This window comes from Microbacterium sp. VKM Ac-2923 (assembly GCF_022815605.1).
GTDB lineage: Bacteria > Actinomycetota > Actinomycetes > Actinomycetales > Microbacteriaceae > Microbacterium.
Genome location: NZ_JALGRP010000007.1, coordinates 45,689 through 70,381, shown reverse-complemented (window position 1 = coordinate 70,381; position 24,693 = coordinate 45,689). Strand labels below are relative to the sequence as shown.

At 69.6% G+C, this 24,693-nt stretch carries 19 protein-coding genes; 9 read left to right on the top strand and 10 right to left on the bottom strand.

Annotation, left to right across the window (positions count from 1 at the left end; translation table 11 throughout):
* Positions 1-228 precede the first annotated feature (228 nt).
* On the top strand, positions 229-1,347 hold the full coding sequence (locus MT347_RS12575) for a hypothetical protein (protein WP_243501529.1): 1,119 nt from the start codon (positions 229-231) through the stop codon (positions 1,345-1,347).
* A gap of 137 nt (positions 1,348-1,484) precedes the next feature.
* Here MT347_RS12575 and MT347_RS12570 read toward each other — a convergent pair whose 3' ends face one another.
* Positions 1,485-2,234 (bottom strand): 3-hydroxybutyrate dehydrogenase, encoded by a 750-nt coding sequence (locus MT347_RS12570; RefSeq protein WP_243501528.1) that lies wholly within the window; start codon positions 2,232-2,234, stop codon positions 1,485-1,487.
* Positions 2,231-3,610 (bottom strand): MFS transporter, encoded by a 1,380-nt coding sequence (locus tag MT347_RS12565; protein WP_243501527.1) that lies wholly within the window; start codon positions 3,608-3,610, stop codon positions 2,231-2,233. The genes MT347_RS12570 and MT347_RS12565 overlap by 4 nt, the downstream gene beginning before the upstream one ends.
* A gap of 103 nt (positions 3,611-3,713) precedes the next feature.
* Between MT347_RS12565 and MT347_RS12560 the strand changes: the two genes are divergently transcribed.
* Entirely contained in the window at positions 3,714-4,616 is a 903-nt protein-coding gene (locus MT347_RS12560) for a LysR family transcriptional regulator (protein WP_243501526.1), read from the top strand.
* 84 nt (positions 4,617-4,700) lie between these two features.
* Complete coding sequence (locus MT347_RS12555; protein WP_243501525.1) at positions 4,701-5,762, top strand: LLM class flavin-dependent oxidoreductase; 1,062 nt, start codon at positions 4,701-4,703, stop codon at positions 5,760-5,762.
* Between the two features lie 228 nt (positions 5,763-5,990).
* On the opposite strand, the gene MT347_RS12550 is transcribed toward MT347_RS12555, so the two are convergent.
* Positions 5,991-7,304, bottom strand: coding sequence for a PLP-dependent transferase (locus MT347_RS12550; RefSeq protein WP_243501524.1), 1,314 nt, complete (start codon positions 7,302-7,304; stop codon positions 5,991-5,993).
* On the bottom strand, positions 7,297-8,238 hold the full coding sequence (locus MT347_RS12545; RefSeq protein WP_243501523.1) for a RimK family alpha-L-glutamate ligase: 942 nt from the start codon (positions 8,236-8,238) through the stop codon (positions 7,297-7,299). The genes MT347_RS12550 and MT347_RS12545 overlap by 8 nt, the downstream gene beginning before the upstream one ends.
* Before the next feature lie 144 nt (positions 8,239-8,382).
* Between MT347_RS12545 and MT347_RS12540 the strand changes: the two genes are divergently transcribed.
* Both MT347_RS12540 and MT347_RS12535 read left to right on the top strand, forming a co-directional pair.
* Positions 8,383-9,213 (top strand): bifunctional 2-polyprenyl-6-hydroxyphenol methylase/3-demethylubiquinol 3-O-methyltransferase UbiG, encoded by an 831-nt coding sequence (locus MT347_RS12540; RefSeq protein ID WP_243501522.1) that lies wholly within the window; start codon positions 8,383-8,385, stop codon positions 9,211-9,213.
* 947 nt (positions 9,214-10,160) lie between these two features.
* Positions 10,161-10,832, top strand: coding sequence for a hypothetical protein (locus MT347_RS12535; protein ID WP_243501521.1), 672 nt, complete (start codon positions 10,161-10,163; stop codon positions 10,830-10,832).
* A gap of 371 nt (positions 10,833-11,203) precedes the next feature.
* Here MT347_RS12535 and MT347_RS12530 read toward each other — a convergent pair whose 3' ends face one another.
* From MT347_RS12530 to MT347_RS12515, 4 genes are all read right to left on the bottom strand, one after another.
* The gene (locus tag MT347_RS12530; RefSeq protein ID WP_243501520.1) at positions 11,204-11,599 is read right to left on the bottom strand and encodes a DUF779 domain-containing protein; all 396 of its coding nucleotides are present in this window, start codon (positions 11,597-11,599) and stop codon (positions 11,204-11,206) included.
* Between the two features lie 245 nt (positions 11,600-11,844).
* Positions 11,845-13,395, bottom strand: a complete 1,551-nt coding sequence (locus tag MT347_RS12525; protein WP_243501519.1) for an aldehyde dehydrogenase family protein — start codon at positions 13,393-13,395, stop codon at positions 11,845-11,847.
* 508 nt (positions 13,396-13,903) lie between these two features.
* Positions 13,904-14,428 (bottom strand): hypothetical protein, encoded by a 525-nt coding sequence (locus MT347_RS12520; RefSeq protein ID WP_243501518.1) that lies wholly within the window; start codon positions 14,426-14,428, stop codon positions 13,904-13,906.
* A gap of 81 nt (positions 14,429-14,509) precedes the next feature.
* Complete coding sequence (locus tag MT347_RS12515; protein ID WP_243501517.1) at positions 14,510-15,796, bottom strand: GAF domain-containing protein; 1,287 nt, start codon at positions 15,794-15,796, stop codon at positions 14,510-14,512.
* Between the two features lie 195 nt (positions 15,797-15,991).
* On the opposite strand from MT347_RS12515, the gene MT347_RS12510 reads away from it, so the two are divergent.
* The gene (locus MT347_RS12510; protein WP_243501516.1) at positions 15,992-16,351 is read left to right on the top strand and encodes a PadR family transcriptional regulator; all 360 of its coding nucleotides are present in this window, start codon (positions 15,992-15,994) and stop codon (positions 16,349-16,351) included.
* On the top strand, positions 16,348-17,478 hold the full coding sequence (locus tag MT347_RS12505) for a hypothetical protein (protein WP_243501515.1): 1,131 nt from the start codon (positions 16,348-16,350) through the stop codon (positions 17,476-17,478). The genes MT347_RS12510 and MT347_RS12505 overlap by 4 nt, the downstream gene beginning before the upstream one ends.
* Before the next feature lie 180 nt (positions 17,479-17,658).
* On the opposite strand, the gene MT347_RS12500 is transcribed toward MT347_RS12505, so the two are convergent.
* Together MT347_RS12500 and MT347_RS12495 are read right to left on the bottom strand one after the other, a co-directional pair.
* Positions 17,659-19,086 carry a CCA tRNA nucleotidyltransferase gene (locus tag MT347_RS12500; protein WP_243501514.1) on the bottom strand — a complete coding sequence of 476 codons (1,428 nt, stop codon included), beginning with the start codon at positions 19,084-19,086 and terminating at the stop codon, positions 17,659-17,661.
* A 145-nt stretch (positions 19,087-19,231) separates the two neighbouring features.
* Complete coding sequence (locus tag MT347_RS12495; protein WP_243501513.1) at positions 19,232-20,743, bottom strand: methyltransferase; 1,512 nt, start codon at positions 20,741-20,743, stop codon at positions 19,232-19,234.
* Positions 20,744-20,843: 100 nt separating this feature from the next.
* Here MT347_RS12495 and MT347_RS12490 point away from each other — a divergent pair, with 100 nt between their 5' ends.
* A complete protein-coding gene (locus MT347_RS12490; RefSeq protein ID WP_243501512.1) occupies positions 20,844-23,051 on the top strand; it encodes a DUF6049 family protein in 2,208 nt (735 codons plus the stop codon).
* A complete protein-coding gene (gene murJ, locus MT347_RS12485; RefSeq protein WP_243501511.1) occupies positions 23,048-24,643 on the top strand; it encodes a murein biosynthesis integral membrane protein MurJ in 1,596 nt (531 codons plus the stop codon). Before MT347_RS12490 ends, murJ begins: the two co-directional genes overlap by 4 nt.
* Positions 24,644-24,693 lie beyond the last annotated feature (50 nt).

Genomic DNA, 24,693 nt, shown 5'->3' with positions numbered 1-24,693 from the left:
GCAACGCGCGTCGAGACGGCAGCGACTTCAGGCCGACCCCGGGTTCGGGGCGCATTCCGCTCTCCGGGGCGGGCGACCGCCGCCCCAGAAGCACGAAAGCCGCCCCGAACGACTCCATGATTGTCCGCAGGTCAGACGTGGGGCAGGCGAGCGGCGGTCGCACCGACGCCGGCCCGGGCACTCCCCGATGTCTGGGGCTCCCGATACGGTCGAAGAGGGAGGCGATCCATGACGACACCTGCGCACCTCGACACCGCGCCGCTCACCGAGCCCGTCGATCAGGCGGCGGTGCGCGCGTTCACCGCCGAACTGCGCGCGCAAGGCGCACTGCGAGGCCGCGCCCTGTCGATCGTCATCCTCGCGGTCGTGGGGTTGGCGTTCGCGCTGATCGTCGTCCCGCTCTTCTTTTCCATCGCCGTCTCGATCTTCACCGACAGCAGCGGCAGCGCCCTCGTCGCCCTGCCGTTCCTCGTGATTCTCGCCATCGTCGCGGTCGTGGCCGTCGCGATCGTCCGCGGGGTCCGCGGCTCCGCCGCCCGCCGCTACCGGCTCTACCGCTTCGCCCGCGCGAACGGCATGACCTGGCATCCGGGATACACGGATCCCCCGCTCCCCGGCATGATCTTCGCCCTCGGCCATGACCGGGGCACGCACGACCTCATGCGACGGGAGCGCCCGCGGTTCGTCGAGGTGGCCAACTACACCTACGAGACGGGCTCGGGCAAGAACAAGCAGACCCACCGGTGGGGCTATGCGGCGCTCCGCCTCGACACCCCGCTCCCCCACATCGTGCTGGATGCCGTGGGCAACAACGGCCTGTTCGGCGGCTCCAACCTGCCTGTCTCCTTCGGCCGCAGGCAGAGGCTGAGCCTCGAGGGCGACTTCGATCGACACTTCGCGCTGTACTGCCCGGAGGGGTACGAGCGCGACGCGCTGTACCTGTTCACGCCCGACGTGATGGCCCGCTTCATCGACAACGCAGCCCAGCTCGACGTCGAGATCATCGACGACTGGCTGTTCCTGTACTCCCGACGCGACCTCTCGACGCTCGATCCCGCGACCTGGCAGTGGGTCATGTCGACCGTGGGCGCTCTCGACGACAAGCTCGCGCAGTGGGCACGATGGCGCGACGAGCGCCTGACCGCCGCGCCGACGTCCGGCGCCGTGGCATCTGGGCTACCGGGGGCGGCGGCCCAGCCCGCGGCCGTCCTCACTCCCCCGCCCGTCGGCGTCGCGGTGGCGGGCAGAAGGCTGCGTCGCGGCTTCTCGTGGGTGACCGTGGTCGTCGCCGTGGCGATCGGTGGGTGGTGGTTGCTCTCGATCGTGATCGACGTGCTCGGATCCTGAGCACGGCCCGAGCCCATCGCCGACCTCAACTCCGGGGCACGGAAAGGCGCTGGGCGTCCGCCGCGAACGGATCTCGACCGCGGCGCCGGCGGGGGCGCCGACCGAACGACGAGTTCTCACCCGGACCCGAACGCGGGTCAGTGCGCCGACCAGCCGCCGTCCATCGTGTAGCTCGCGCCGGTGACCATCGCGGCATCCGGTCCCGCCAGCCAGAGCGCGAGGGAAGCGACCTCAGCCGGTTCCACAAGGCGTTTGATCGCGGCATCCTGCAGCAGGATCGTCTCGACGACCTCTTCCTCGGCAACGCCGTGGGCACGAGCCTGGTCGGCGATCTGCTTCTCGACAAGGGGCGAGCGCACGTAGCCCGGATCGATGCACACGCTCGTGACCCCGTGCGGACCGCCCTCGAGCGCGGTAGTCTTCGACAGGCCCTCGAGCCCGTGTTTGGCGGTCACGTACGCCGACTTGAAAGCCGACGCACGGATGCCGTGCACGCTCGAGACGTTCAGCACCCTCCCGAACCCTCGCTCGTACATGCCGGGCAGAGCCGCGCGGATCAACAGGAACGGCGCCTCGAGCATGAGGCGGAGCATGAACGAGAACCGCTCGGGGTCGAACTGCTCGATGGGGCTGACGTGCTGGATGCCGGCATTGTTGACCAGGATGTCGACGTCGAGGCGGAGGTCGTGGAGCACCGCCGTGTCGGACAGGTCGACCGCCCACGAGCGGCCGTCAATGTCGGCGGCGACACGCTCGGCGCCTGCGGCATTCACGTCGGCGACGGTGACCTCGGCCCCCGCCCCCGCGAACGCCCGCGCGATCGCTTCGCCGATGCCACCCGCTCCCCCGGTGACGAGGGCGCGTCGGCCGGACAGATCGGTGCTCATGCGGATCCCTTCGCGGCCACGCGATCGGCCGTGCGCGCCGCGTCGGCGGCGTCGATGTCACGAAGCGAGATGCCGCGCGTCTCCTTCAACGACAGCACGGCGATCGACGTGACGATGCACGCCACGACGATGTAGAGCGCGATCGGCAGCCACGAGCCGAAGTCGCGCAGCCACTGGATCGCCAGGATGGGGGCGAGCGAGCCGGCGAGGATCGCGGTGACCTGGGCGCCCAGCGAGACGCCCGAGTACCGCATGCGCGTCGGGAAGAGCTCCGCCATCACGGCGGGCTGCGGGGCGTACATGCCGGCGTGGAACACCAGACCGATCGTGACGGCGAGCACGATCATGACGGGGTTGAGCGTGTCGAACATCGGGAAGGCGAAGAACGCCCAGGTCGCACTGAGAATCGCGCCCGCCAGGTACACCGGGCGGCGGCCGACGCGGTCGGCGAGACGGCCGAGCGGCGGGATGACCGCGAAGTGCACGACGTGCGCGATGAGCAGGGCGAGCAGCAGCTGGCTCGTGTCGTACGAGTGCACGATCTTGAGGTAGACGATCGAGAAGCTGACGACGATGTAATAGACGATGTTCTCCGCGAAACGCACGCCCATCGCCTGCACGACGCCCTTGGGATAGCGGCGCAGCACCTCGACGACACCGAACGACGTCGCCTTCTCCTGCTCGACCTGCGCCTTGGCCTCGAGGAAGATCGGAGCCTCCTCGACGTGGCGTCGGATCCAGAACCCGACGAGCACGATCACGGCAGAGAGCCAGAAGGCGATGCGCCAGCCCCAGTCGAGGAACGCGGCGGGGCTCAGCACGAACGACGTGATGAGCAGCACCAGAGTGGCCAGCAGGTTGCCGACGGGCACTGCTGCCTGCGGCCAGCTCGACCAGAAGGCACGGCGGCGGTCAGGGCTCTGCTCGGCGACGAGCAGGACGGCACCGCCCCACTCCCCGCCGACGGCGAAACCCTGGATGAAGCGCAGGGCGACGAGCATCGCCGGGGCCCAGTAGCCGACGGAGGCGAAGCCGGGGAGGCATCCCATGAGGAAGGTCGCTGCTCCGACGATGATGATCGTCGCCTGCAGCGTGGGCTTCCGGCCGAACCGGTCGCCGATCTGGCCGAAGACGATGCCACCGAGCGGACGGGCGATGAAGCCGACGGCGTAGGTGACGAAGGCGGCGATGATCCCGTCGAGCGGCGAGCCCGAGGACGGGAAGAAGAACGTCCCGAACACGAGGCTCGCGGCCGTGGCATAGAGGAAGAACTCGTACCACTCCACAACCGTGCCGGCCATCGAGGCGGCGACGACCCGGCGGATCCGGTTCGTGGAGGGCTCGGCGCTCTGACGCGCGTGGGTGGGGGAATCCATGGTGCTCCTTCGGTGTCGACGGTGACATCCGCGAGCCAGTCTGAGCCGGCATCCCCGGTGCGGCAATGCCCAGTTGCACGGCCGCGTTGTGCAGAATTGCAGAATGGATGCCGACACCGTCCGCGCCGACGACCTCCTCACGCTGCTGGCGGTGGCGCGCACGGGCCGCTACACCGCCGCCGCGCAGCTGCGGGGGGTCGATCACACCACCGTGGCGCGTCGGATCGGTGCGCTGGAGGAAGCGCTGGGCGGCCGGGTGGTCGCGCAGTCCGGGCGCGGGTGGGAGCTCACGGCGCTCGGTAAGCACGCCGCCGAAACCGCCGGACGCATCGAGGCGGCGATGTCGCAGCTCGCTGCCGGGGGAGAGGAGCCCGATCCGGTGTCGGGCGTCGTGCGCATGTCGGCCACCGACGGCTTCAGCGCCTTCATCGCCGCGCCCGCCATCGCGCGGCTGCGGGATCGGCATCCGGATCTCTCCGTCGAGATCGTCGCGGCGCAGCGCCGGGCCTCGTTGCACCGGCCCGGCCTCGATCTGGAGGTGGTCGTCGGTCAACCGCAGACCTCGCGCGGCACGACGGTCGAGCTCGGGTCGTACACGCTCGGTATGTACGCCTCGCGCGCGTACCTGCACAGGCACGGCACCCCCCACGACCTGAATGAACTGCAAGGGCACCGGCTGGTCTACTTCGTCGACGCGATGCTGCAGGTGGAGGCGCTGGACCTTCCGCGTCGGGTCGTGCCGCAGATGCGCGACGGTGTGACGTCGACGAACGTGCTCGTGCAGGTCGAAGCCACCCGCGCCGGTGCCGGCATCGGGATGCTGCCGTGTTTCGCGGCGGACCGCCACGACGATCTCGTGCGGTTGCTGCCCGAGGTCGTCAGCGAACGCCTGCCGTACTGGATGATCGTGCGCACGGATTCGCTCCGGATCCCCGCGGTCGCCGCGCTGGCCGATGCGCTGCGAGAGCAGACGACCCGGTCTCAGGCGATGCTCGACGGGCTGTGACCAGGGGTCGCCGTCCTCCCTCGGACATGACCGAGAGTGTCGAGCACGACGCCGCCGTCGCGTACAGCCGGAAGGATGGATGCCATGACCTCCCCCCAGCGCGTGCGTTTCGGTTACTGGACCCCGATCTTCGGCGGGTGGCTGCGCAACGTCGACGATGAGCAGACGCCGGTCTCGTTCGCCCACGTCGCCGAGATCGCCCGCGTCGCCGAAGAGGGCGGGTTCGACCTGACGCTGATCCCCGAGCTGAACCTCAACGACATCAAGGGCGTCGAGGCTCCGTCGCTCGACGCCTGGGCGGTCACCGCAGCGCTGGCGGCGGTGACCTCGTCGCTGGAGCTCATGGCGGCCGTGCGTCCCGGATTCCACAACCCCTTCCACACCGCGAAGCAGGCCGCGACCATCGACGAGATCAGCGGCGGTCGGTTCACCCTCAACGTGGTCTCGGCGTGGTGGGCGGAGGAGGCGAAGCAGTACGACGGCCTGTTCAGCGCGCACGACGATCGGTACGCGCGAACGATCGAGTGGGTCGAGGTCTTGCGCGGACTATGGTCCGAGACACCGTTCGCGTACGACGGCGAGTACTACCGCACCGAGGGGACGTACACCGAACCCAAGCCCCGCGTCATCCCGCGCCTGTACGCCGGCGGCGAGAGCGAGGCCGGACGAACGGCGATCACCCGCTTCGCCGACGCGTACCTGACCCACGGCGGCACGCTCGAGGAGCTGTCGACGAAGGTCGCCGACATGCGGCGCCGGCGCGACTCGTCCGGCGGGAAGCCGTTCGAGGCGTTCGGCATGGCGGCGTACGCCGTGGTGCGCGACACCGAAGACGAGGCGCAGGCCGAGATCGAGCGGATCACCGACGTGCGCGGGGGAGCGGCGTACGGCTCGTACCAGGACTTCGTCAGCAAGTCGAAGCTCGACACCCCGGTCGACCTCAAGGAGTACTCGGTGTCGAACCGCGGCCTGCGGCCCAACCTCGTCGGCACCCCCGACCAGGTCGCCGAGCGCATCGTCGAGTTCGCGAACGTGGGCGTCTCGACGCTGCTGCTGCAGTTCTCGCCGCACTTGCCCGAGCTGCAGCGCTTCGCCGCCGAGGTGATCCCGCGCGTGCGGCGCCTGGAGGCGCAGCGCGACGCGTGACTCTCGCGTCCCGGGGCGTTCCCCCCGCGTTCGCGAAATCTGAGACGGACGGCAGGTGGCTGAGCTCGTCGAAGCCCCGGACCGCATCGCGCACCCGGACCCTTCGACAAGCTCAGGGTCCTCGTGGGCGAGCGCAAGCCCGTCGTCTCGACGACCCGTCGACAGCCCCGGTGCCGCCCCAGAAGGGCCTACACCGCCGCTCGGGGCGCCTCATCGAGGAGCGCCGGGCTACACCGCCGCGCGCAACGCCTGATCGAGGTCGGCGATCAGGTCTTCGGCATCCTCGAGTCCGATCGACAGGCGCACGAGACCGTCGGCGATCCCGAGGCGATCGCGAGTGTCTTGCGTGAAGCCGATGTGCGTCGTGGTGGCGGGGTGCAACGCCATCGACCGTGTGTCGCCGATGTTCGTCATCCGGCTGAACAGGCGCAGCGCATCGAAGAAGCGTTCGGCGCCGTCGCGCCCGCCGCGCACGGTGAAGGAGAACACCGAGCCCGAGAGCCCGCCGTAGTCGCGCACGGCGAGGTCGTGCTGAGGATGCGAGGGAAGTCCGGCGTAGTCGACGCTCTCAACGGCGTCGTGCTGCTCGAGCCATTCCGCGATCGTCCGCGCGCTGGCGAGATGCTGCCGCATGCGCACCGACAGGGTCTCCATGCCCTGCTGCAGCAGGAATCCGTTGAGCGGCGAGAGCGCCGGCCCGGTGTCGTTGGCGATACCGAAACGCAGCGACAGTTCGAACGCACGCGGTCCGAATGCCTCGACGAGCGACGAATGGGTGGCGATCGGGGTGTCGGTGAGGGCGGGGTAGGAGCGGTCGGATGCCACCCAGTCGAACGTTCCGCCGTCAACCACTGCCCCGGCGAGGTTGGCACCGTGGCCCGAGAGGAACTTCGTGGCGGAGTGCACGACGATGTCGGCGCCGTGCTCGATCGGGCGGACGAGGAAGGGCGTGGCTATCGTGTTGTCGACGACGAGCGGGATGCCGTGGCGTTTCGCGATGCGCCCGACGAGCGCGATGTCGACGACATCGTTCTTGGGGTTCGGCAGCGTCTCGGTGAAGATCGCCTTCGTCTCGGGGCGGATCAGCCTGTCCCACTCGGCCTCGTCGTTCGGATCCCAGACGTAGTCGACCGTGACGCCCATGCGCGCGAACGTGCGGTCGAACAGCACGCGCGTGCCGCTGTAAATGCTGGCGGTCGAGACGATGTGCTCACCGGAACCGGCGAGCGCGAGGAGCGAAACGGTGATGGCCGCTTGGCCGGAGCCCACGACGATCGCGCCCGAACCGCCCTCGAGCGAGGCGAGGCGACGCTCGGCGACCTGGTTGGTCGGGTTGGCGTTGCGGGAGTAGAGGTGGCCGAGGTCGGCGCCGGCGAACCGGTCGGTCGCCTCCTGGAACGACGCGAATCGGTACGCCGCCGAGAGGTGTACGGGCGTGATGCGCGAACCGTGGGTGAGCTCTTCTTGTTCGCCGGCGTGCACCTGCCGCGTCGCGAAGCCGAAGCCGTCCCACTCGCTGTACGGCGTCGACGGCTCAGCCACGGATGCCGACCACTTCGCGCGGCAGGAGCGTTCCGAGCCAGCGGGCGATCTCGCGCGGCCCCGAGCGGGGGGCGGATGCGTCGACATCGGGGTTGTAGTTGGTGTTCGTGTTGACGTCGTAGGTCACGGTGCGACCATCGAGAGTCTCGATGAACTCGATGCCGGCGATCCCTACGCCCTCGGCCGCGAGGAATGCGAGATAGCGATCGATGAGCGCCGGATCGACGTCGTCGCGCCGGCGGAAGAGCGGCTCGGGCTCGACTCCGTCGGCGCCCGGGATCGCACACGCCTCGGCGGGGCACAGCTCGAAGCTGCCCGCGCTGGTGTCGACGCGAACGGCGTAGACGAACTCGCCCGCGACGAATTCGGCCCGGGTGATGAACGGCGTCCGGGCGACGAGCAGCTCCTGCAGCAGCGTGATGCCGTCGGGGGAGTGCTCGAAGTCGGACCCGCCGACCCACGCGGCGAACTCGTCGACCGAGTCCCACCGCCGCACACCCAGACCCTTGCCGCCCTGGTTGTGCTTGCTGATGAACGGCGCGCCGAAACGCTCAGCGGCCGCGGCGAGATCATCGGTACCGAAGACGGCGACCGTGCGAGGTACGTCGATCCCCGCGTGGCGCAACGCCGCGTGCTGCGCGACCTTGCTCACCTCGAGTTCGAGAACGTCGGCGCCGTTGATCACGGTGCGACCCCACGACGCGAGCCAGCGCAGGACCGCACGGCCGAACTCCTTGCTGTGCGCGTGGTCGCGCGTGTGCGCAGACGCGCTCAGTCGCGACCAGAAGACGCCGTCGGGCGGCTCGACCGCGAGGTCGATCGAGCCGTCGGTGAGCAGCCATTCTTCGAACGGCACCCCCTCGGCCTCGAACGCCGCCGCGAACGGGGGAATCCACTGGGGATTCTCGTGGATGACATAGACCTTGCCCGACATTCCGCCAGGCTAACGCTCCCCTCCGACATCGCGCCCGCCGACTCGTCACGCGGGGTCACGGCATTCCTCTGCGAGTTTCGACGGAGGGTGCGTGGCATCCGAGATCTGTATCGTGGCAAAGCTGTGCCGGCGGAAGGGGATGCCATGACCTCGGACTACATCGACGCCAATCGCGCCAACTGGGACCAGCGTGCGACCTTGCACGCAGCCCGCGACGGATCGGGCTACGGCGTGCAGCGGTACGTCGTCGACGTCGAGGCAGTGTCGGACGTCGTCCGCTTCGATCGGCCCTTGCTCGGGGACATCGCGGGACTGCGCGCGGTGCATCTGCAGTGCCACATCGGCACCGACACCCTGTCGCTGGCACGCCTGGGCGCGCGCGTGACCGGTCTCGACTTCTCTGAGAACGCCGTCGCCGAGGCCCGCCGCCTGGCCGCCGAGGCCGGTGCTGACGTCGATTTCGTGCAGGCGGACGTCCGGGATGCCGCAACGGTTCTGCCCCGCGGAGGGTTCGATCTCGTCTACACCGGTATCGGCGCCCTGTGCTGGCTGCCGTCGATCACGGAGTGGGCGGCAGTGGTGTCCGATCTGCTGGCGCCCGGGGGCACGCTGCACATCCGTGAGGGGCATCCGGTCCTGTGGTCCCTCAACGAGGAGCTCCCCGGCCTCGCGCCCACGTTCCCCTACTTCGAGCAGACCGCTCCTCTCGAATGGGACGACGCAGGAACCTACGTCGAGGTGTCCGCCCCGCTGACCGCGACCCGCACGTACGAGTGGAACCACGGCCTCGGCGAGATCGTCACCGCCCTGCTCGACCGCGGCCTGCGCCTCGACGCACTGGTGGAGCACGACAGCGTGCCGTGGGAGGCGCTGCCCGGACGCATGGCCATGCGCGCCGACGGCGAGTGGGCCCTGACCGAGCAGCCGTCGGTCATTCCGCTGAGCTATACGATCCGGGCGTCGAAGGTAGCCTGACGATTGCTCGGACAGCACATCGGCGCTGCCGCCGTCACGACTCCGCGCGTCGAAAAGAGACGACGATCTTGAAGAGCAAGGTCGCCAGCAGCGCGACCGCGACGAAGAACGCCTGACCTGAGCCATCGATCGTCACCGCGTGAGAGCCCCCGCCTCGACAAACCCTCGAAATGTCGCGATGAACGGGATTCGAACCGTGATCGCTGCTGCGAAGGCCGCGGCAGCCACCGTCACAGCGCCCGCAGAGCCGTCGCACGCGGCCTCGTCGCGGCCACGCTCCAGTCGGGCGGACTGCTGGAACGTGGCCGTGTCCGAAACGTTTGAGCTCACGCGAGCCTGTTCGCCGGGAAGCGCCTCGTCGACGAGGCGCTTGAGCGTGCCAGTATCCGGAACCTCGCCCGCCGTGAGGCGGGCCTGTGCACGGGCCCGCCGTGAGGCGGGCCTGTGCACGGGCGGCGAGCACCGGCGACTGCGCTTCGCGATGGCGCCACCGGAGGAAGCTGCATCGTCCTCCTCTCGGCCGACACGGGCGACCGTCGGGTGAAGTCCACATCGGTTATTTATGTATACATGTGCACTTTAATATGCTTCACACACCGGTCACTCGGCACCCCGCTCCGCTGCGCAGTCGGTGTTCGTCGCGCCTCGTCCGTGTCCGTAGAAAGGTGACTCCAATGAGAACCCCGTCCGCTCCCCGCCGTTCAGCGCTCGCGCGGCCTCTGACCGTCGCGGCTGTAACGTGTTGCGTCATCGCCTACTCTGCTGTGCCCGCGTCCGCGGAGCACAACGTTGAGACGACGAGTCCCTCGGTTGTCGCGGCGCTCGTCGCGGAGGCAGCCCCGGACGGCGCTCAGCCGGTCGACGCCAACTCGACAAGCAGTACGTTCGAGACGTCCACGGCTGATACGGACACGACCATCCCGGTCGACCCCGATCGGCCGATCGAAGTGACCACCTCGATCGCAGGACGAGAGCTCTCGGCGAGCATCGCACTGCCCGAGGGGCTCGACCTCGCTGGCGCAGAAGCGACCGGCAACGGAACGGTCGTGTACCCCAGCGAAAGCGATGCGAGCGTTGCAGTCCAGACCCTACAGTCCGGCGATACTCGCGTGCAGACCGTGATTCCGAGCCGCGATGCCACTCACGAGGCTGCATTCGGGATGGACGGCTTCAGAGCCGTCATCGATTCCTCGGGAGATGCGGGCTTCATCCAGAACGAGCGTGAGGGAGCATTCATCCCGGTGGACTCGCCGTGGGCTGTCGACGCGAACGGCGCGTCGGTGCCCACGCACTACGAAGTGCGGGGCGACCGACTCGTGCAAGTCGTCACGCCCACCGCGGAGACGGTGTACCCGGTTGTCGCCGACCCGACGTGGGGCTGGCGGAACGCGGCATGGGGCCTGACCCTGAGCCGGTCGGAGACGGCGAGTATCAAAGACTATGCGGCAGCCATCACGTTCTGCGGAGCTCTCAAGAACAAGCGAGTGTTTTTTGCCTGCGGAATGTGGGCGGCGTATCTGCAGGTGCAAGCCGCCACTGCGAACAACCTCCGTCCGCGCGGTTGCCTGCACGTTGTGATCGCTCCGCTGCCGGGCGCGATTTCGCACACATCCTGCTGAATTGTGGAGCTCCTACTCGAATACCTCCGTCTCCCCGTCGTCGTGAGCGTTCTCGCACTCCTCACGGGAGTATGCGTGGGCGTGGGCAGTGAACTCGATCGTCGAACATCGCAGTGGGGAAGCGTCGTGGCTGTGTGTATCACAAGCGCTAGCCTGGCCGCCCTCGCACCGACGGCGACGCTCGCGCCGTCCGGAGTCATGCTCGGATTCGCCGCCGCCACGATGGCAAGAGAAGCACAGCGGCGACGCGAACGAGTACGCGAAAGCCGGGATGAGGAGGAATGACCACGGGCGAAGGGGAGATCGCACTCTGGAGGACGCTCTCCCCTTCGCCGAAGTTCGTGCGACCCGTTCGCCATGTCTGCGTTACTTCATTCAAACTGAACGGAAACCCCGAACGCCACCGCCTCCTCCTCCGTCAGCATCCGCGACCGGATGAGGAACCGCATCCCCGTCGGACCCTCGACCGAGAAGCCGGCGCCACGACCCGGAACGACATCGATCGTCAGGTGAGTGAACTTCCAGTACTCGAACTGCGACTCCGACATGTACACCTCGATCGGGTCGTCGAGTCCCGCGTCGATGTCACCGAGGTGCACATCGCTGGGGCCGGTGAGGAACATCCCCACCGGGTAACACATGGGCGAGCTGCCATCGCAGCAGCCACCCGACTGATGGAACATCAGCGGCCCGTGCTTAACCGTCAGCTCACGCAGGAGCGCGGCCGCGGCATCCGTCACGTCGACGCGCGATAGCTGGGAGGTCATGTCCCATTCCTTTCCGTTCATGTCCCGAAGGATGTGGGTGGAGAGCTTGCTAACCGGCCATAAGTGGGGCGAGGTTCACCCCCGAACCGGCCATGAGTGGGACAGGGGCCACAGCACCGCACAGCCGACGCCCCCGGGAGCGACCGAACGCTCGTGATCCCCGGGCACGAACCCGGGGGTCACGAGCGAAAGACACCCGCCGCACGACAATCTGTCGCCGACGGCTCTCGGGCGTTGTCGGTGGCTTAGAAGAAGCCCATAGCCCCATCGGCATATGACACCAACAGGTTCTTCGTCTGCTGGTAATGGTCGAGCATCTTGAGGTGGTTCTCGCGGCCGATGCCGGACTGCTTGTACCCGCCGAACGCCGCGTGCGCGGGGTACTGGTGGTACGTGTTGGTCCAGACACGGCCGGCCTCGATGGCTCGTCCGGCGCGGTACGCGGTGTCGCCGCTCCGGCTCCACACACCGGCACCCAGGCCGTAAAGCGTGTCGTTGGCGATCGAGATGGCGTCGTCGAAGTCGTCGAACGACGTCACCGACAGCACCGGACCGAAGATCTCCTCCTGGAAGATCCGCATGTCATTCGTGCCCTCGAACACGGTCGGCGCCATGTAGTAGCCGTCCGTCAGGTCGCCGCCGAGGTCGACGCGTTCTCCACCCGTCAGCAACTTGGCTCCACCCGCCTTGCCGATGTCGATGTACGACAGGATCTTCTCGAGCTGGTCGTTCGAGGCCTGCGCGCCGATCATCGTCTCGGGGTCGAGCGGGTTGCCCTGGCGCACCTTCTTCACACGCTCGAGGCCGTCGCCGAGGAACTGGTCGTAGATCGACCGCTGGATGAGCGAGCGCGAGGGACACGTGCAGACCTCGCCCTGGTTGAGGGCGAACATCGTGAAACCCTCGAGCGCCTTGTCGTAGTAGGCGTCGTCGCTTCGGAGCGCCACGTCTTCGAAGAAGACGTTGGGGCTCTTGCCGCCGAGTTCGAGCGTCACCGGGATGAGGTTCTGCGAGGCGTACTGCATGATCAGGCGCCCGGTGGTGGTCTCACCGGTGAACGCGATCTTGCGGATGCGCTTGTGCTGCGCGAGCGGTGCCCCCGCCTCGATGCCGAAGCCGTTGACGATGTTCACGACACCGGCCGGAAGCAGGTCGCCGATGATGTCGAACAGGAAGAGCAGGGATGCCGGAGTCTGCTCGGCCGGCTTGATCACGACGCAGTTGCCCGCCGCGAGGGCCGGGGCGAGTTTCCATGCCGCCATGAGAATGGGGAAGTTCCACGGGATGATCTGTCCGACCACACCGAGCGGCTCGTTGAAGTGGTACGCCACGGTGTTCTCGTCGAGCTGGCTGAGCGAGCCCTCCTGCGCCCGCAGCACGCCCGCGAAGTAGCGGAAGTGGTCGACGGTCAGCGGGATGTCGGCGGCGAGCGTCTCGCGCACCGGCTTGCCGTTCTCCCACGTCTCGGCGACGGCGATCCTTTCGAGGTTCTCCTCGATCCGGTCGGCGATCTTGTTCAGGATGACGCTGCGCTCGGCGGGCGTCGTCTTCTTCCAGGTCGCGAAGGCCTTCCAGCCAGCCTCGACCGCGCGATCGATGTCGTGCGCGTCGCCGCGCGCGACCTCGCAGAAGGGCTTGCCGGTGATGGGGGTGATGTTCTCGAAGTACTCCCCGCTGTGCGGCTCGAGCCACTCCCCGCCGATGTAGTGCCCGTACCGCGAGCGGTATTCGGCGACGGATCCGCGGGTTCCGGGGGCGGCGTAGACGCTCGAGACGCCTTCTTCGACGATGGTCATGCGTGTCTCCTTCGACGGTCATGAGTCGCCGCGTCTGCTCCGGGCGGCGATGCGCCGACGCTACGCCGAGGGAGGTTGCATCGAGTTGCACGAGGTGCGCGGGTGCCGGGCTGAGGTTCTCCTGAGCTCGCAAAATGGCGCGATCCTCGCAAGTTCCGGCAGCGGTCTTGCGAGCCCCCCTTGGATCTGCGAGCAAAGCGCAGCAGGCACTTCCGCCGCGCCAGCGGGACGAACATGCCGCGACGAGCTCCGTAGCTCGCAAAATGGCGCGATCCTCGCAGATTCCGGCAGCAATCGCGCGTGAAGATTCCGCGGATCTGCGAGCAAGCCGCACAGCGAAGCTCCGCGCACACCAATGGGGAGCCGCACGCCGGCCAGCCGCACGCCGGCCAGCCGCACGCCCAGCCGCACGCGAACCGGACACCGGACACCGGGCGCTCGAACGACGGATGCCACGACCCCGGGGCCGTGGCATCCGTTCTGCGCGCGAAAGGACCGCGCGAAAGGACTACGCGTCGGCGTCGGCCAGCACCGACCGCAGCGGCGGGACGTTCACTTCGTGCAGGTCGACATCGTCGAGGCGCTCGATGCTCTGGACGCGAGGGGCGATCACGCGGTCGTCTGCGACGATCCAGCTGCCGACGAGGAGGAAGCGGTCGTTGCCCGCCGTGATCGGACCGGTGAGCGCGAAGGTCTGGTGCGTCGGGGTGAGGAACGTCACACGGACGGGTGTGCCGTGGGGCAGAGTCGAGGGATCGACGACGTCGGCCTCGAGCGCGGGCTGCGGGGCCTCGATGCCGAGGTCGATGCGCTGGATCTCGGAGCTCGTCGCGAGGATCACGTCGCCGACCAGGGGCTGACCGCCCACGCCGATGCGCACGGTGCCCTCGAGGGCGTAGAGGCCGTATCGCGGCGAACGGACGACCACACGGGCGACGTCGCCTGCCTTGACCTCGGCCAGCGCCTCGCGGATGCGCGCCACGTCGCGACGGGCACGGGCTGTCGAGAAGATGTCGAGCGCGTTTTCGTCCATATGTTCAGAGTAACGAGGGCCTCCGACATCGGGCCCACCGAGGGGTGAACGCGCCCGGAAGCACGGTCGCTCCCGTGCCGTTCACTCGCGCTGCAGCCGCTCGATCCGGGCGACGAGGCCGGCACGCTTCGGCGAACGCGGCGGCAGCATCGACAGGCACAGCCGCAGCACCTCCTCGTCGTCGCAGGCGTCGGCGGTGTCGGCGTAGCCGAGCAGTACGTCGACACCGGCCTCGGCGATCAACGCCTCACGCAGGGCCGACCGCACCGATTCGCGTACCTCCACCACCCCCGGCGCCTCGGACTCGGGCAGCACGGGGCCGGAGTACGCCGCGAGCGCGACACGGTGGGCTCCGCGGTCGAGCAACGAGAGTACGTGCTGCGCGTCGGTCTCGAGTCCCTCCAGCAGGCGATAGGGACGGGATGCCGGAACCAACCGCGAAGCGAGCGGAACCAGGGCGCGACGCAGTCGCACCATCTCGGGGCGCAGGGTCTCGACGGCGGAATGGCCGTAGACGGCCTCGCTCAGCGCCTCGGCCGAGAGGCCCTCGCGGTGCACGGCGAGCAGGAGGAGGATCTCGGCGTGCCGCGCGCTCAGCTCGAGCAGCGACCCGCCGACCTCGAGCACCGCGCGATCGCGGCCGAGGATCCGCAGCACGGCTCGCGCCGGTGCGGATCGGCGCGGGGGAGGGGGCTGCTGCGCGCGCAGGCGGGCGACGAGCAGTTCGCTCTCGATCGCCCGGGCGGTGGCATCCACGAGCAGCTGCGCCTGCGGGGTGACAGCCTCGGACCCTCCCGTGACGTCGATGACGCCGAGCAGACGCCGGGTCTCGGGATCGTGCACGGGCGCCGCGGTGCACGACCAGGGCTGCACGAGCCGGTTGAAATGCTCGGCGCCGCGGATCTGCACCGACCGGTCGAGGGTCAGCGCCGTTCCCGGGGCCGATGTGCCCACGGCATCCTCCGCCCAGTTCGCCCCCGCAACGAAGCCCATGTCGCCCGTGAGTGTGCGGATGTGCCGGTCGCCCTCGACCCAGAGCAGGCGACCCGCGGCGTCGCCGACGGCGACGACGACGCCCGACTCCTCGGCGGTTCCAGGAAGCAGGAGGGCGCGCACCATGTCCATGACCCCGGCAAGGGGATGAGCCCGGCGGTACGCCTCGAGTTCCTCCGACGCCAGCTCGAGCGCGGGGAGTCCCTCGGGCCCGACGAGGGATGCCATCGACCGCCGCCACGACTCGGTGACCAGCGGACGCACGTCATCGAGGCGTCGATCCTCGTTGCCGGCGAGGAGTTCGTCGTGGGCGCGCGCGATCAGCAGTCCCGAGGTCTCGGGGGAGATCGCGGGTCGCGACCAGGAGGAGGGCACAGGACTCCCATCGGCGGTGACGGAGGTGGATCTCAGTGTAGGTCGGCGGATGCGGCTGAGGCGCGGTTTCGCAGGCCGCTCGCAGGCATGGCATCGCTCCGACCCGGGGAGTCCGGACATGCGGGAATTATCCGCACTACGCACTACCGCGCACTGCGTGGTACTGTCCCAGGCAGACAAGCGAAAGGGGGGCGCGTGGACACGACGCAGCTATTGAAAGGGGTGCTGGACGCCGCCGTGCTCGCGGTCGTGCAGCACGACGACGGATACGGGTACGACATCGTGCGACGACTGCGCGAAGCAGGCCTCGGCGAGGTGGGAGACGCCTCGGTGTACGGCACACTGCGGCGTCTGTATTCAGCGGGGGCGCTGTCGAGCTACGTCGTGCCCAGCGATGGGGGACCGCACCGCAAGTACTACGCCATCAACCCGCAGGGTCGCGAACTGCTCGACACGCAGCGTGCGAGCTGGACGCAGTTCTCGTCGGCTATGACCAGCCTGCTCGACGACACCACCCACTCGAAGAAGCTGCGCACGATCGGAGACGCACGATGATCACCACACCCGTCCGTGACGATATCCGCGCCTTCGCGTCCGAGGTGCGCGCGCACCTCGACGACCTGCCCGCCGACGAGGTCGACGACCTGCTCGACGGTCTCGAGGCCGATCTGTCCGATCAGGCCGCCGAGGCCGGCGATGGTTTCGAGCTCCCGGATGCCACGACCTACGCCGCGGAGCTGCGGTCGGCCGCGGGGCTCCCCGAACGCAGCGGGACCTCCCGCGCCACGCGGACGCCGGTTGCGCAACGCCTCGCGCGACTCGGGCGCTCCATCGACACCCAGGTGCGACGAAACCCGGCTGGCGCATGGACCCTCGATCTGACGGCATCCCTCCGCCCGCTGTGGTGGATCCTCCGCGCGGTCGTGCTCTACCTCGTCGTCGCGCCGTTCTTGTGGTCGGGCTACGCATGGATGACGGGTCCGCTCGCGTATCTGATCGGCGCCGTGCAGTTCCCCGGAATCGTGCTGATGGGGGCTCTGCTTCTTGTCAGCGTGCAGTGGGGGCGCGGGCGCTGGGTGCCGAATCGGATCCTGCGCAGCATCCGCACCGGTGTGAGTGTCGTGGCACTGCTTCTCACCCCGTTCACGCTCATCGCACTCATGGGGAGCCTGCAGTCGACGGTGTGGAACGCATCGAACAACATCTCGGCGGTCATCCCCTACACCCCCGGCCTCGCGGTCGACGGCGAACGGGTCCGCAACATCTACGCCTTCGACGCCGAGGGCAATCCGATTCCCGCGGTGCAACTCTTCGACCAGGACGGAGATCCGCTCACGACCGTCGGTCGCGATGAGGGACCGCAGCGGTACGACTCGTACTTCTTCGGGGGAGGTGGTCCCGTGCCGGTGCCGTACCTCATCCCGGGTGGCAGCGACGCGTGGAACGTGTTCCCCCTCCGGGAGATCCCAGACGGCCAGGTCACGTGGAACGAAATGGACGACCTCGCCAAAGCCGCGCAAACATCGTTCCCCTTCCTGCGGGTGCAGCCGCTGCCCGCGGATACCGTGCCCTCCTCGACCCCGTCGATGGATGCCGCCGCGGAAGGCACCGTGACACCGGCGCCGACGCCCACCGTGGGAGAAACTCCGACGCCGACCTCGGACGAGGTGGTGACCCCGTGAGCGACGAGCCGCGCATCGTGAGCATCGACCTCACCCACCTCGTCATCGACGCACTGGAGCAGTCACGCGACGCCGAGGAGTAGGCCACGGAGACTCGGGGCGTGATTCGGCGAGTGGGGGCGCACGAATCACGCCCCGTCCGCACGATTCACGACCCGAACATCGGGCGCGGGCGCGGGCTCAGCCCCGCGCGGCCCACCACTCCCGAAGGCGCTTCTCGGCCTCGTCCACGCCGACGACGCCCTCGTCGAGGCGCAGGTCGAGCAGGAAGCGGTAGGCCTCGCCCACCTCGCGGCCAGGCTTCACCCCCAGCACCTCCTGGATGCGGTTGCCGTCGAGCTCCGGGCGGATCGAGTCGATCTCCTCCTGCTCGCGAAGGGCGATGATGCGGTTCTCGATGTCGTCGTAGGCGGATGCCAGGCGCTGCGCCTTGCGCTTGTTACGCGTGGTCACATCGGCGCGCGTGAGGATGTGCAGGCGCTCCAGTTCGTCGCCGGCGTCGCGCACGTATCGGCGCACCGCGGCATCCGTCCACGCTCCCTCGGCGTAGCCGAAGAATCGCAGGTGCAGCTCGACGAGGCGCGTGACGACCGTCGTCGTCGCCGCGTCGAAGCGCAGCGCCTGCAGCCGTTTGCGGGCCATCCGAGCGCCCTTGATGTCGTGGTGGTGGAAGGTCACACCGCCGCCGTCTTCGAGACGCCGCGTGGCGGGCTTACCGATGTCGTGCAGGAGTGCGGCCAGGCGGAGGGGCACGTCGGGAGCGGCATCCGGATGCCGGCTCTTCTCGAGCGAGATGGCCTGCCGCAGCACGGTGAGCGAGTGCTCGTAGACGTCTTTGTGGTGGTGGTGCTCGTCGACCTCGAGACGCAGGGCCGGCACCTCGGGGAGGAACTCCTCGATCAGCCGTGTCTCCACGAGCACGCGGATGCCGCGGACCGGGTCGTCCGTCTGAAGGAGACGCACGAGCTCGGCCTGCACGCGTTCGGGGCTGATGATCTCGAGCGATCCGCGGAGCTCGGCGATCGCGTCGAGCGTCTCGGGGTCGACGGTGAAGTTGAGCTGCGACGAGAACCGGGCGGCGCGCAGCATGCGCAACGGGTCGTCGCCGAAGCTGACCGCGGGGTCGATGGGGGTGCGCAGACGCCCGGCGATGAGGTCTTCGACGCCGCCGGTCGGGTCGACGAGCGCTCGCGCGGGCACGCGCAGAGCCATCGCGTTGACGGTGAAGTCGCGGCGGCTGAGATCGGCCTCGAGCGTGTCGCCGAACTCGACGGTGGGCTTGCGGGTGACGCCGTCGTAACTGTCAGCACGGAACGTGGTGATCTCGACCTGCTCGCCCCGGATGCGGGCACCGATCGTTCCGTAGGCGCGCCCGATGTCCCACTGCGCCGACGAGACGGGCGTGATGAGCGCGAGGATCTCGTCGGGTCGAGCGTCGGTGGTGAAATCGAAGTCGTGGGTGGTGCGACCCAGCAGGGCGTCGCGCACGGGACCGCCGACGATCGCCAGATCGCGCCCCGCATCGGCGAAGACGCGGGCGACGGTGGCGACGACGGGGTGCGCGGCGAGCTCCTCGAGGCGCGCGAGACCCTCGGCCATGTTCAGCATGCCTTCGAGCCTATCCGCGGCCACCGACAGCGACCGGCCGCTCCGCCACCACCCCCGCGAGTGTCCAGAACACACGGAGGCCGCCGTTCGACATCCGGGTGTCGGGAACACCGGAACTGCGAGCCGCGCGGCCGCCGCCGCAGCCTCAGTCCGCGAACGCCACGAACCCGGTCATCAGCATCTCGCGCACGCGCGGGAGCAGGTCGGCGCGCAGGTGCGCGGCATCCACTTCCATCAACTGGGCGATCGCGTCGATCAGCACCCCGACGGCCAGGTCGCCGTCGCAGGCGCCCACCAGGGCGGCGAGGGCCGGATCGACCTCGATCCGCCGCGCGAATCCCCCGCCCTGGTGCAACTCGATGACCGACGGATCACCCTCGCCCGGGCGGTGGTGCCGCGCCTCGGTGACGTCCGGCGCCACCTGCAGCACACTCGCCGCGAGATCGTCGTCGTCGAGCATCGCCGCCCGGTCGTGTGCAGCGAGGCAGGCGGCCAGGTGCGGTCCGAACGCAGCCTCCCCGCCGCCCGCGACACGCTCGTACCGCATGAGCGTCGGGCCGCCGGCGAGGGGCTTGCGCAGGAGCACGTACCCGAAGCCGACGGCCGTGACGCCCCGACCGGCGAAGTCCTCCAGCCACGAGTCGATCAGCCGCGCGTACGCGGGCGTACCGGGCACGGTGCCGCCGTCGCGCACCCACAGCTCGGCGTAGGCGAGCGGGTCGAGCACCTCCCGCTCGATCACCCAGGCGTCCATCTCCTCGCCGACCCACGAGCGCACGCGATCGAGGCCCGGTTCCCCCTCGCGGTACTCCCAGTTGCCGAGCGACTGCGCGACGCCGCCGGGAGACAGATGAGCCGCGACACCGCCGATCACCGCCGACACCAGCGCGTCCCCTTCTAAGCCGCCGTCGCGGTACTCGTATGCCGGCACTCCCTCGACGCGGGGCGTGATGACGAACGGGGGGTTGGATGCCACCCGGTCGAACGTCTCGCCCACCACGGGGTCGAAGAGAGACCCGTGCCGCGTCTCGATGCCGTCGACGCCGTTGAGCAGCGCGTTCAGCCGCGTGAACCGCAGCGCCCGCTCGGAGATGTCGGTCGCGACGACGTGATCGACCAGACGACGCAGTCGCAGGGCCTGGATGCCGCACCCGGTGCCGACGTCGAGAGCCGTCCTCGCGCGGCGGGTCAGCTGCAGGCGAGCGAGTGTCTGGGAGGCGCCGCCGACGCCGAGCACGTGATCCTCGGGGAGCGGACCCTGCAGGGCGGCCTCGTCGAGGTCGCTCGCGATCCACCACTCGACCTCGCCGGCGTCGTCGGAGAACGCCTGCGGCCGCACGATGACGGCGGGGTGCACGGCGTCACCCTCGGTGCGCGCGAGTCCGAGGGCGACCGCCCCGTCGACACCGAGGCTGGGGAGGGCGGCCGCCGCCTGCTCGGGGCGCACGGTGAGGCCGAGTCCCCACAACCGCCCCAGCACCGCGAGGGCGTCGGTACGGTCGCCGAGTGCCCGTTCCGCGGGTCGACGCAGGCCCCGGGCCACGGCGTCGTCCGCCTGGGGCCCCCAGGCCTCGCGAAGAGCGACGCTCGTGTAGCCCGCGGCACGGAGGTCGGCGGCGAGCGCGTGGCACAGGCGGGGTTCGGGTTCGGGGAGCACCGGTCCATTCAATCGTCTGCGCGAGGCTATCGGGGGGCTTCAAGGGACGCGGGCCTAGACTCATCGCGGTGCGAGGCCGCCTCGCGCCACCGACGCTCGTATGACCGTAACTTCCCCGCCTTCGGGCTCACCCGTGCTGCGGCGCCCCCTCGCGCGCCGGCTCCTGGCGACCCTCGCCGCGGGTGCCCTGGCCCTCGGCGTGGTCCTGCCGTCGGCCGTCGCGGTCGCTGCGACCCCCGATCCGTCGCCGTCGGCCGAAGCCTCGTCGCTCTCGGCCGCGCCCGCAGCGAACGGCATCCTGCGCCCGGGTGAGCCCCTGTCGGTCGTCGTCACCCTCTCGGCCGGGTCCTCGGCCGTCTCCCCGACCCCGGTCGCCCTCTCGATCGGGTCTGCGCCCCTGGGCGACGACGCCTCCCTCGACCGGTGGCTCGGCGGCGACGCGACGGGACAGACCCTGCGGCAGGTGGCGACGGCGACCGTGGATGCCACCGCCTCCGGCGCCCAGAGCTCGAGCACGGTGACCGTTCCCGCGGCCGATCCCGCCCTCTCGTCGCGCGGCGCCGGGGTGTACCCGGTGCGGGTGACCGCGGCGGGCCTGACCGCGTCGAGCGTGGTCGTCGTCCCGGCCGACGGCCCGGCGACCCCGGTCGCCCTGGTCGTGCCCATCACCGCGGCCCCCCTGACGCGGGGACTGCTCACCGGCAACGAGCTGGCGGAGCTGACGGCCGTCGACGGTGCGTTGTCGGCTCAGCTCGACGCCGTGGACGGCACCCTCGCCACCCTCGCGGTGGACCCGGCGATCCCCGCCGCGATCCGCGTGCTCGGCTCCGCGGCACCGCCCACGGCCGTGGCGTGGCTGCAACGCCTGCTCGCGCTCCCGAACGACCGGTTCGCCCTGCAGTTCGGCGATGCCGACATCGCCGCACAGTTACAGGCCGGCCTGAGCGCCCCGATGGGTCCGATCTCGCTGCAGTCCTACATGTCCGAAGCCGACTTCACCGGTCCCGCGCCGGCGGTGTCCACGGTCTCGAGCCCTCAGCCGGTTCCCTCCACGAGCCCGGGGCAGACGACCTTCCCGTCGCTGTCCACGCTGGTCGACATCGGCTCGGCGACGCCGAACATCTTCTGGCCGGCGACGGGGTCGGCAGGAGCCGAGACGGTGGCGTCGCTGGCAGCCCTGGGTACGCCCGAGGAGCCCACCCGTGTCCTGATCGCTTCCACGAGCGTGGCCGGCGGCGCCCGGCCCGTCGCCGCGACGGTCGGGGGAGTGTCGACCCCGGTCTACGACGCCAAGGTGTCACGCGTCCTCGCCGCCGCGGCCGGCCAGAACGACGCGACCCGCCGCGGAGCGTCCCTGGCCGCCGCCCAGGGGTATCTGGCGATCGCCCGCGCCGCGGCCGGGGACCAACCCGTTCTGGCCATGCTCGACCGCGGCACCGACCGCTCGCGCGGGAGCCTCCGCGCCACGCTCGGCCTGCTCTCGTCGGCGCCGGGGCTCACCGCATCGACCTTCGCCGAGGTCGCTGGCCGGCCGGCATCCGAGATCTCGTTGGCCGGGCCCACCGTCGACGCGACGCGCGTGGCCGAGGTGGGCGAGCTGGTCTCCGACGAGCAGGCGGTCGACCGGTTCGCGACGATCCTCGAGCAGCCCGAGCTGCTCACCGGCCGCGAGCGAGCGGAGCTGCTGCAGGTCATCAGCGTCTCGTGGACGGGGGATGCCGCCCGCCAGGCCGTCGCCGACCACCGCGCCGGCACGCAGACCACGTTGGACTCCGTCGGCATCCTGTCGTCCGATTTCCGGCTGGTCAGTTCGAGTGCGCCGCTGCGGCCCTGGGTGCGCAACGACCTGCCGTGGCCGGTGACGGTGGTCCTCGCCGTGCGCCCGGACGATGCGCGCCTGCGCGTGCAGGACCGTACGACGATCGAGGCGCAGGCCGCGGCCAATACTCGTGTCGAAGTGCCCGTCGAGGCCCGCATCGCCAACGGTGAGGTCAGCGTCGACTTCCAGCTCTACAGTCCCACCGACGAACCGGTCGGATCGCCGCAGCGAGTCGATGTCGAGGTGCGCGCCGAGTGGGAGAGCATCGGGCTGATCGTGATCGTCGTGCTCGTGGTCGGCTTCCTCAGCCTCGGCGTGGTGCGGACGATCGCGCGTCGCCGCCGCACCCGCGCCGAGGGCGAGAACTCGGATGCCGACACCCCCACCGACGGCATCGGGGTCAAGGACCCGGATGCCGACGGGCGCAGCCCGGCCGAGTCCGCCGACGAGTTCACCCCCGCACCCGACGATAAGGACCTTCGCCCGTGAGCAGTATCGGACGGGCGAGCGTGCTCATCGGAGCCGGCACCATCGTGTCGCGCGTGATCGGCCTGGTGCGCGGCATCGTGCTGGTCGCGGCCATCGGCACGATCGGCGGCGCGGGCGACGCGTTCGCCGTCGCCAACCAGCTGCCCAACAACATCTACGCGATCATCTCGACGGGTCTGCTGACGGCCGTCGTCGTCCCTCAGATCGTCAAGGCGGCCGCGCATGCCGACGGCGGTCAGGCCTTCATCTCCAAGCTCTTCACTCTCGGCACCGTCGGACTCATCGCCGCAGCGGTGCTCGCCACGATCGCCGCGCCCCTGCTCGTGCAGGTGTACGCGAGCGAGTTCACCGACGCCCAGCTCGCGCTGTCGACGGCGTTCGCCTACTGGTGCCTGCCGCAGATCTTCTTCTACGGTCTCTACGCGCTGCTCGGCGAGATCCTCAACGCGCGACGCGTGTTCGGCCCGTACACGTGGGCCCCGATCGTGAACAACGTCGTCTCGATCGCCGGATTCGGCGCGTTCATCGCCCTCTTCGGCCCGCAGGCCGAGGTCGAGGCATGGACGCCGACGATGATCGCCGTCCTCGCCGGAACGGCCACGGCGGGCATCGTCGTCCAGGCCGCCGTGCTGATGTTCTTCTGGCGACGAGCGGGCCTCGCACTGCGTCCCGACTTCCGGTGGAAGGGCGTGGGGCTGCGCGACATCAGCCGTTTGGCGGGCTGGACGTTCCTCATGGTGGTCGCCGGGCAGCTCGCCGGCATCGTCCAGTCCAACGTCTTGTCCAGCGCATCCGGCGAGGACCCCGCGATGTTCGCGTCCCAGAACGCGTGGCTGCTGTTCATGCTGCCGTATTCGATCATCGTCCTCTCGATCGGAACCCCCTACTTCACCCAGCTGAGTGAGCATGCGTCCGCCGGCAGGGACGATGACGTCCGCACCGACATCTCCCGCAGCATCCGCACCCTCGGGTTCTTCATCGTCGCCTCCACCGCCGCCCTCGCCGCCGCCGCCGTGCCGGCCAGTCGCATCTTCACCCGCTCCGCCGACGAGGCCGCCGCGGTGGCACCCGTCCTGCTGTGCTTCCTCGTGTGCCTCGTACCCCTCGCCGTCCTCTTCGTCGTGCAGCGCACGTTCTACGCCTACAACGACACCCGCACGCCGTTCTCCTTCACGGTCCTGCAGTGCGCGCTCGTCGTGGCGGGTGCTCTGCTCGCCGGGGCGGTTCTCCCGCGCGGTGAGCTGGCAGCGGGGGTGGCGTTGACCCAATCCATCGCCAGTGTGATCCAGGTCGTGGTGGCGACGGTGCTGCTCCACCGCCGCCTGGGAGGCATCGGCGCGGCATCCTGGCTCCTCACTCTCGGCAAGTTCGCCGTCGCCGCGCTTCCGTCGGCAGCGGCCGGCTGGGGCGTGTGGATGCTGCTCGGAGCGGATGCCGGATGGACACTGTCGAACCCGCTCGCCGGTGCGCTGGGGGCCGGGATCATCGGCGTCGTCGTCCTCGCCGTGTACGTCGGCATCCTCGCCCTGTTCCGCACTCCCGAGCTCGCGCCGGCGCTCGCGCTCGGCCGGCGGTTCCTCCCCAAGCGCTAGCCCCGCGGCCGTGGAATACCCCGCGGCTAGCATGGGTTTCATCCGACGGA

What these genes read in the sequence shown, in the direction of transcription:
- MT347_RS12560 (WP_243501526.1), top strand. Translation starts at nt 3,714, where the DNA reads ATGGATGCCGACACCGTCCGCGCCGACGACCTCCTCACGCTGCTGGCG.
- MT347_RS12490 (WP_243501512.1), top strand. Translation starts at nt 20,844, where the DNA reads ATGACCGTAACTTCCCCGCCTTCGGGCTCACCCGTGCTGCGGCGCCCC.
- MT347_RS12555 (WP_243501525.1), top strand. Translation starts at nt 4,701, where the DNA reads ATGACCTCCCCCCAGCGCGTGCGTTTCGGTTACTGGACCCCGATCTTC.
- MT347_RS12545 (WP_243501523.1), bottom strand. Translation starts at nt 8,238, where the DNA reads ATGTCGGGCAAGGTCTATGTCATCCACGAGAATCCCCAGTGGATTCCC.
- MT347_RS12520 (WP_243501518.1), bottom strand. Translation starts at nt 14,428, where the DNA reads ATGGACGAAAACGCGCTCGACATCTTCTCGACAGCCCGTGCCCGTCGC.
- MT347_RS12500 (WP_243501514.1), bottom strand. Translation starts at nt 19,086, where the DNA reads ATGCTGAACATGGCCGAGGGTCTCGCGCGCCTCGAGGAGCTCGCCGCG.
- MT347_RS12570 (WP_243501528.1), bottom strand. Translation starts at nt 2,234, where the DNA reads ATGAGCACCGATCTGTCCGGCCGACGCGCCCTCGTCACCGGGGGAGCG.
- MT347_RS12540 (WP_243501522.1), top strand. Translation starts at nt 8,383, where the DNA reads ATGACCTCGGACTACATCGACGCCAATCGCGCCAACTGGGACCAGCGT.
- MT347_RS12505 (WP_243501515.1), top strand. Translation starts at nt 16,348, where the DNA reads ATGATCACCACACCCGTCCGTGACGATATCCGCGCCTTCGCGTCCGAG.
- MT347_RS12575 (WP_243501529.1), top strand. Translation starts at nt 229, where the DNA reads ATGACGACACCTGCGCACCTCGACACCGCGCCGCTCACCGAGCCCGTC.
- MT347_RS12530 (WP_243501520.1), bottom strand. Translation starts at nt 11,599, where the DNA reads ATGACCTCCCAGCTATCGCGCGTCGACGTGACGGATGCCGCGGCCGCG.
- MT347_RS12525 (WP_243501519.1), bottom strand. Translation starts at nt 13,395, where the DNA reads ATGACCATCGTCGAAGAAGGCGTCTCGAGCGTCTACGCCGCCCCCGGA.
- MT347_RS12565 (WP_243501527.1), bottom strand. Translation starts at nt 3,610, where the DNA reads ATGGATTCCCCCACCCACGCGCGTCAGAGCGCCGAGCCCTCCACGAAC.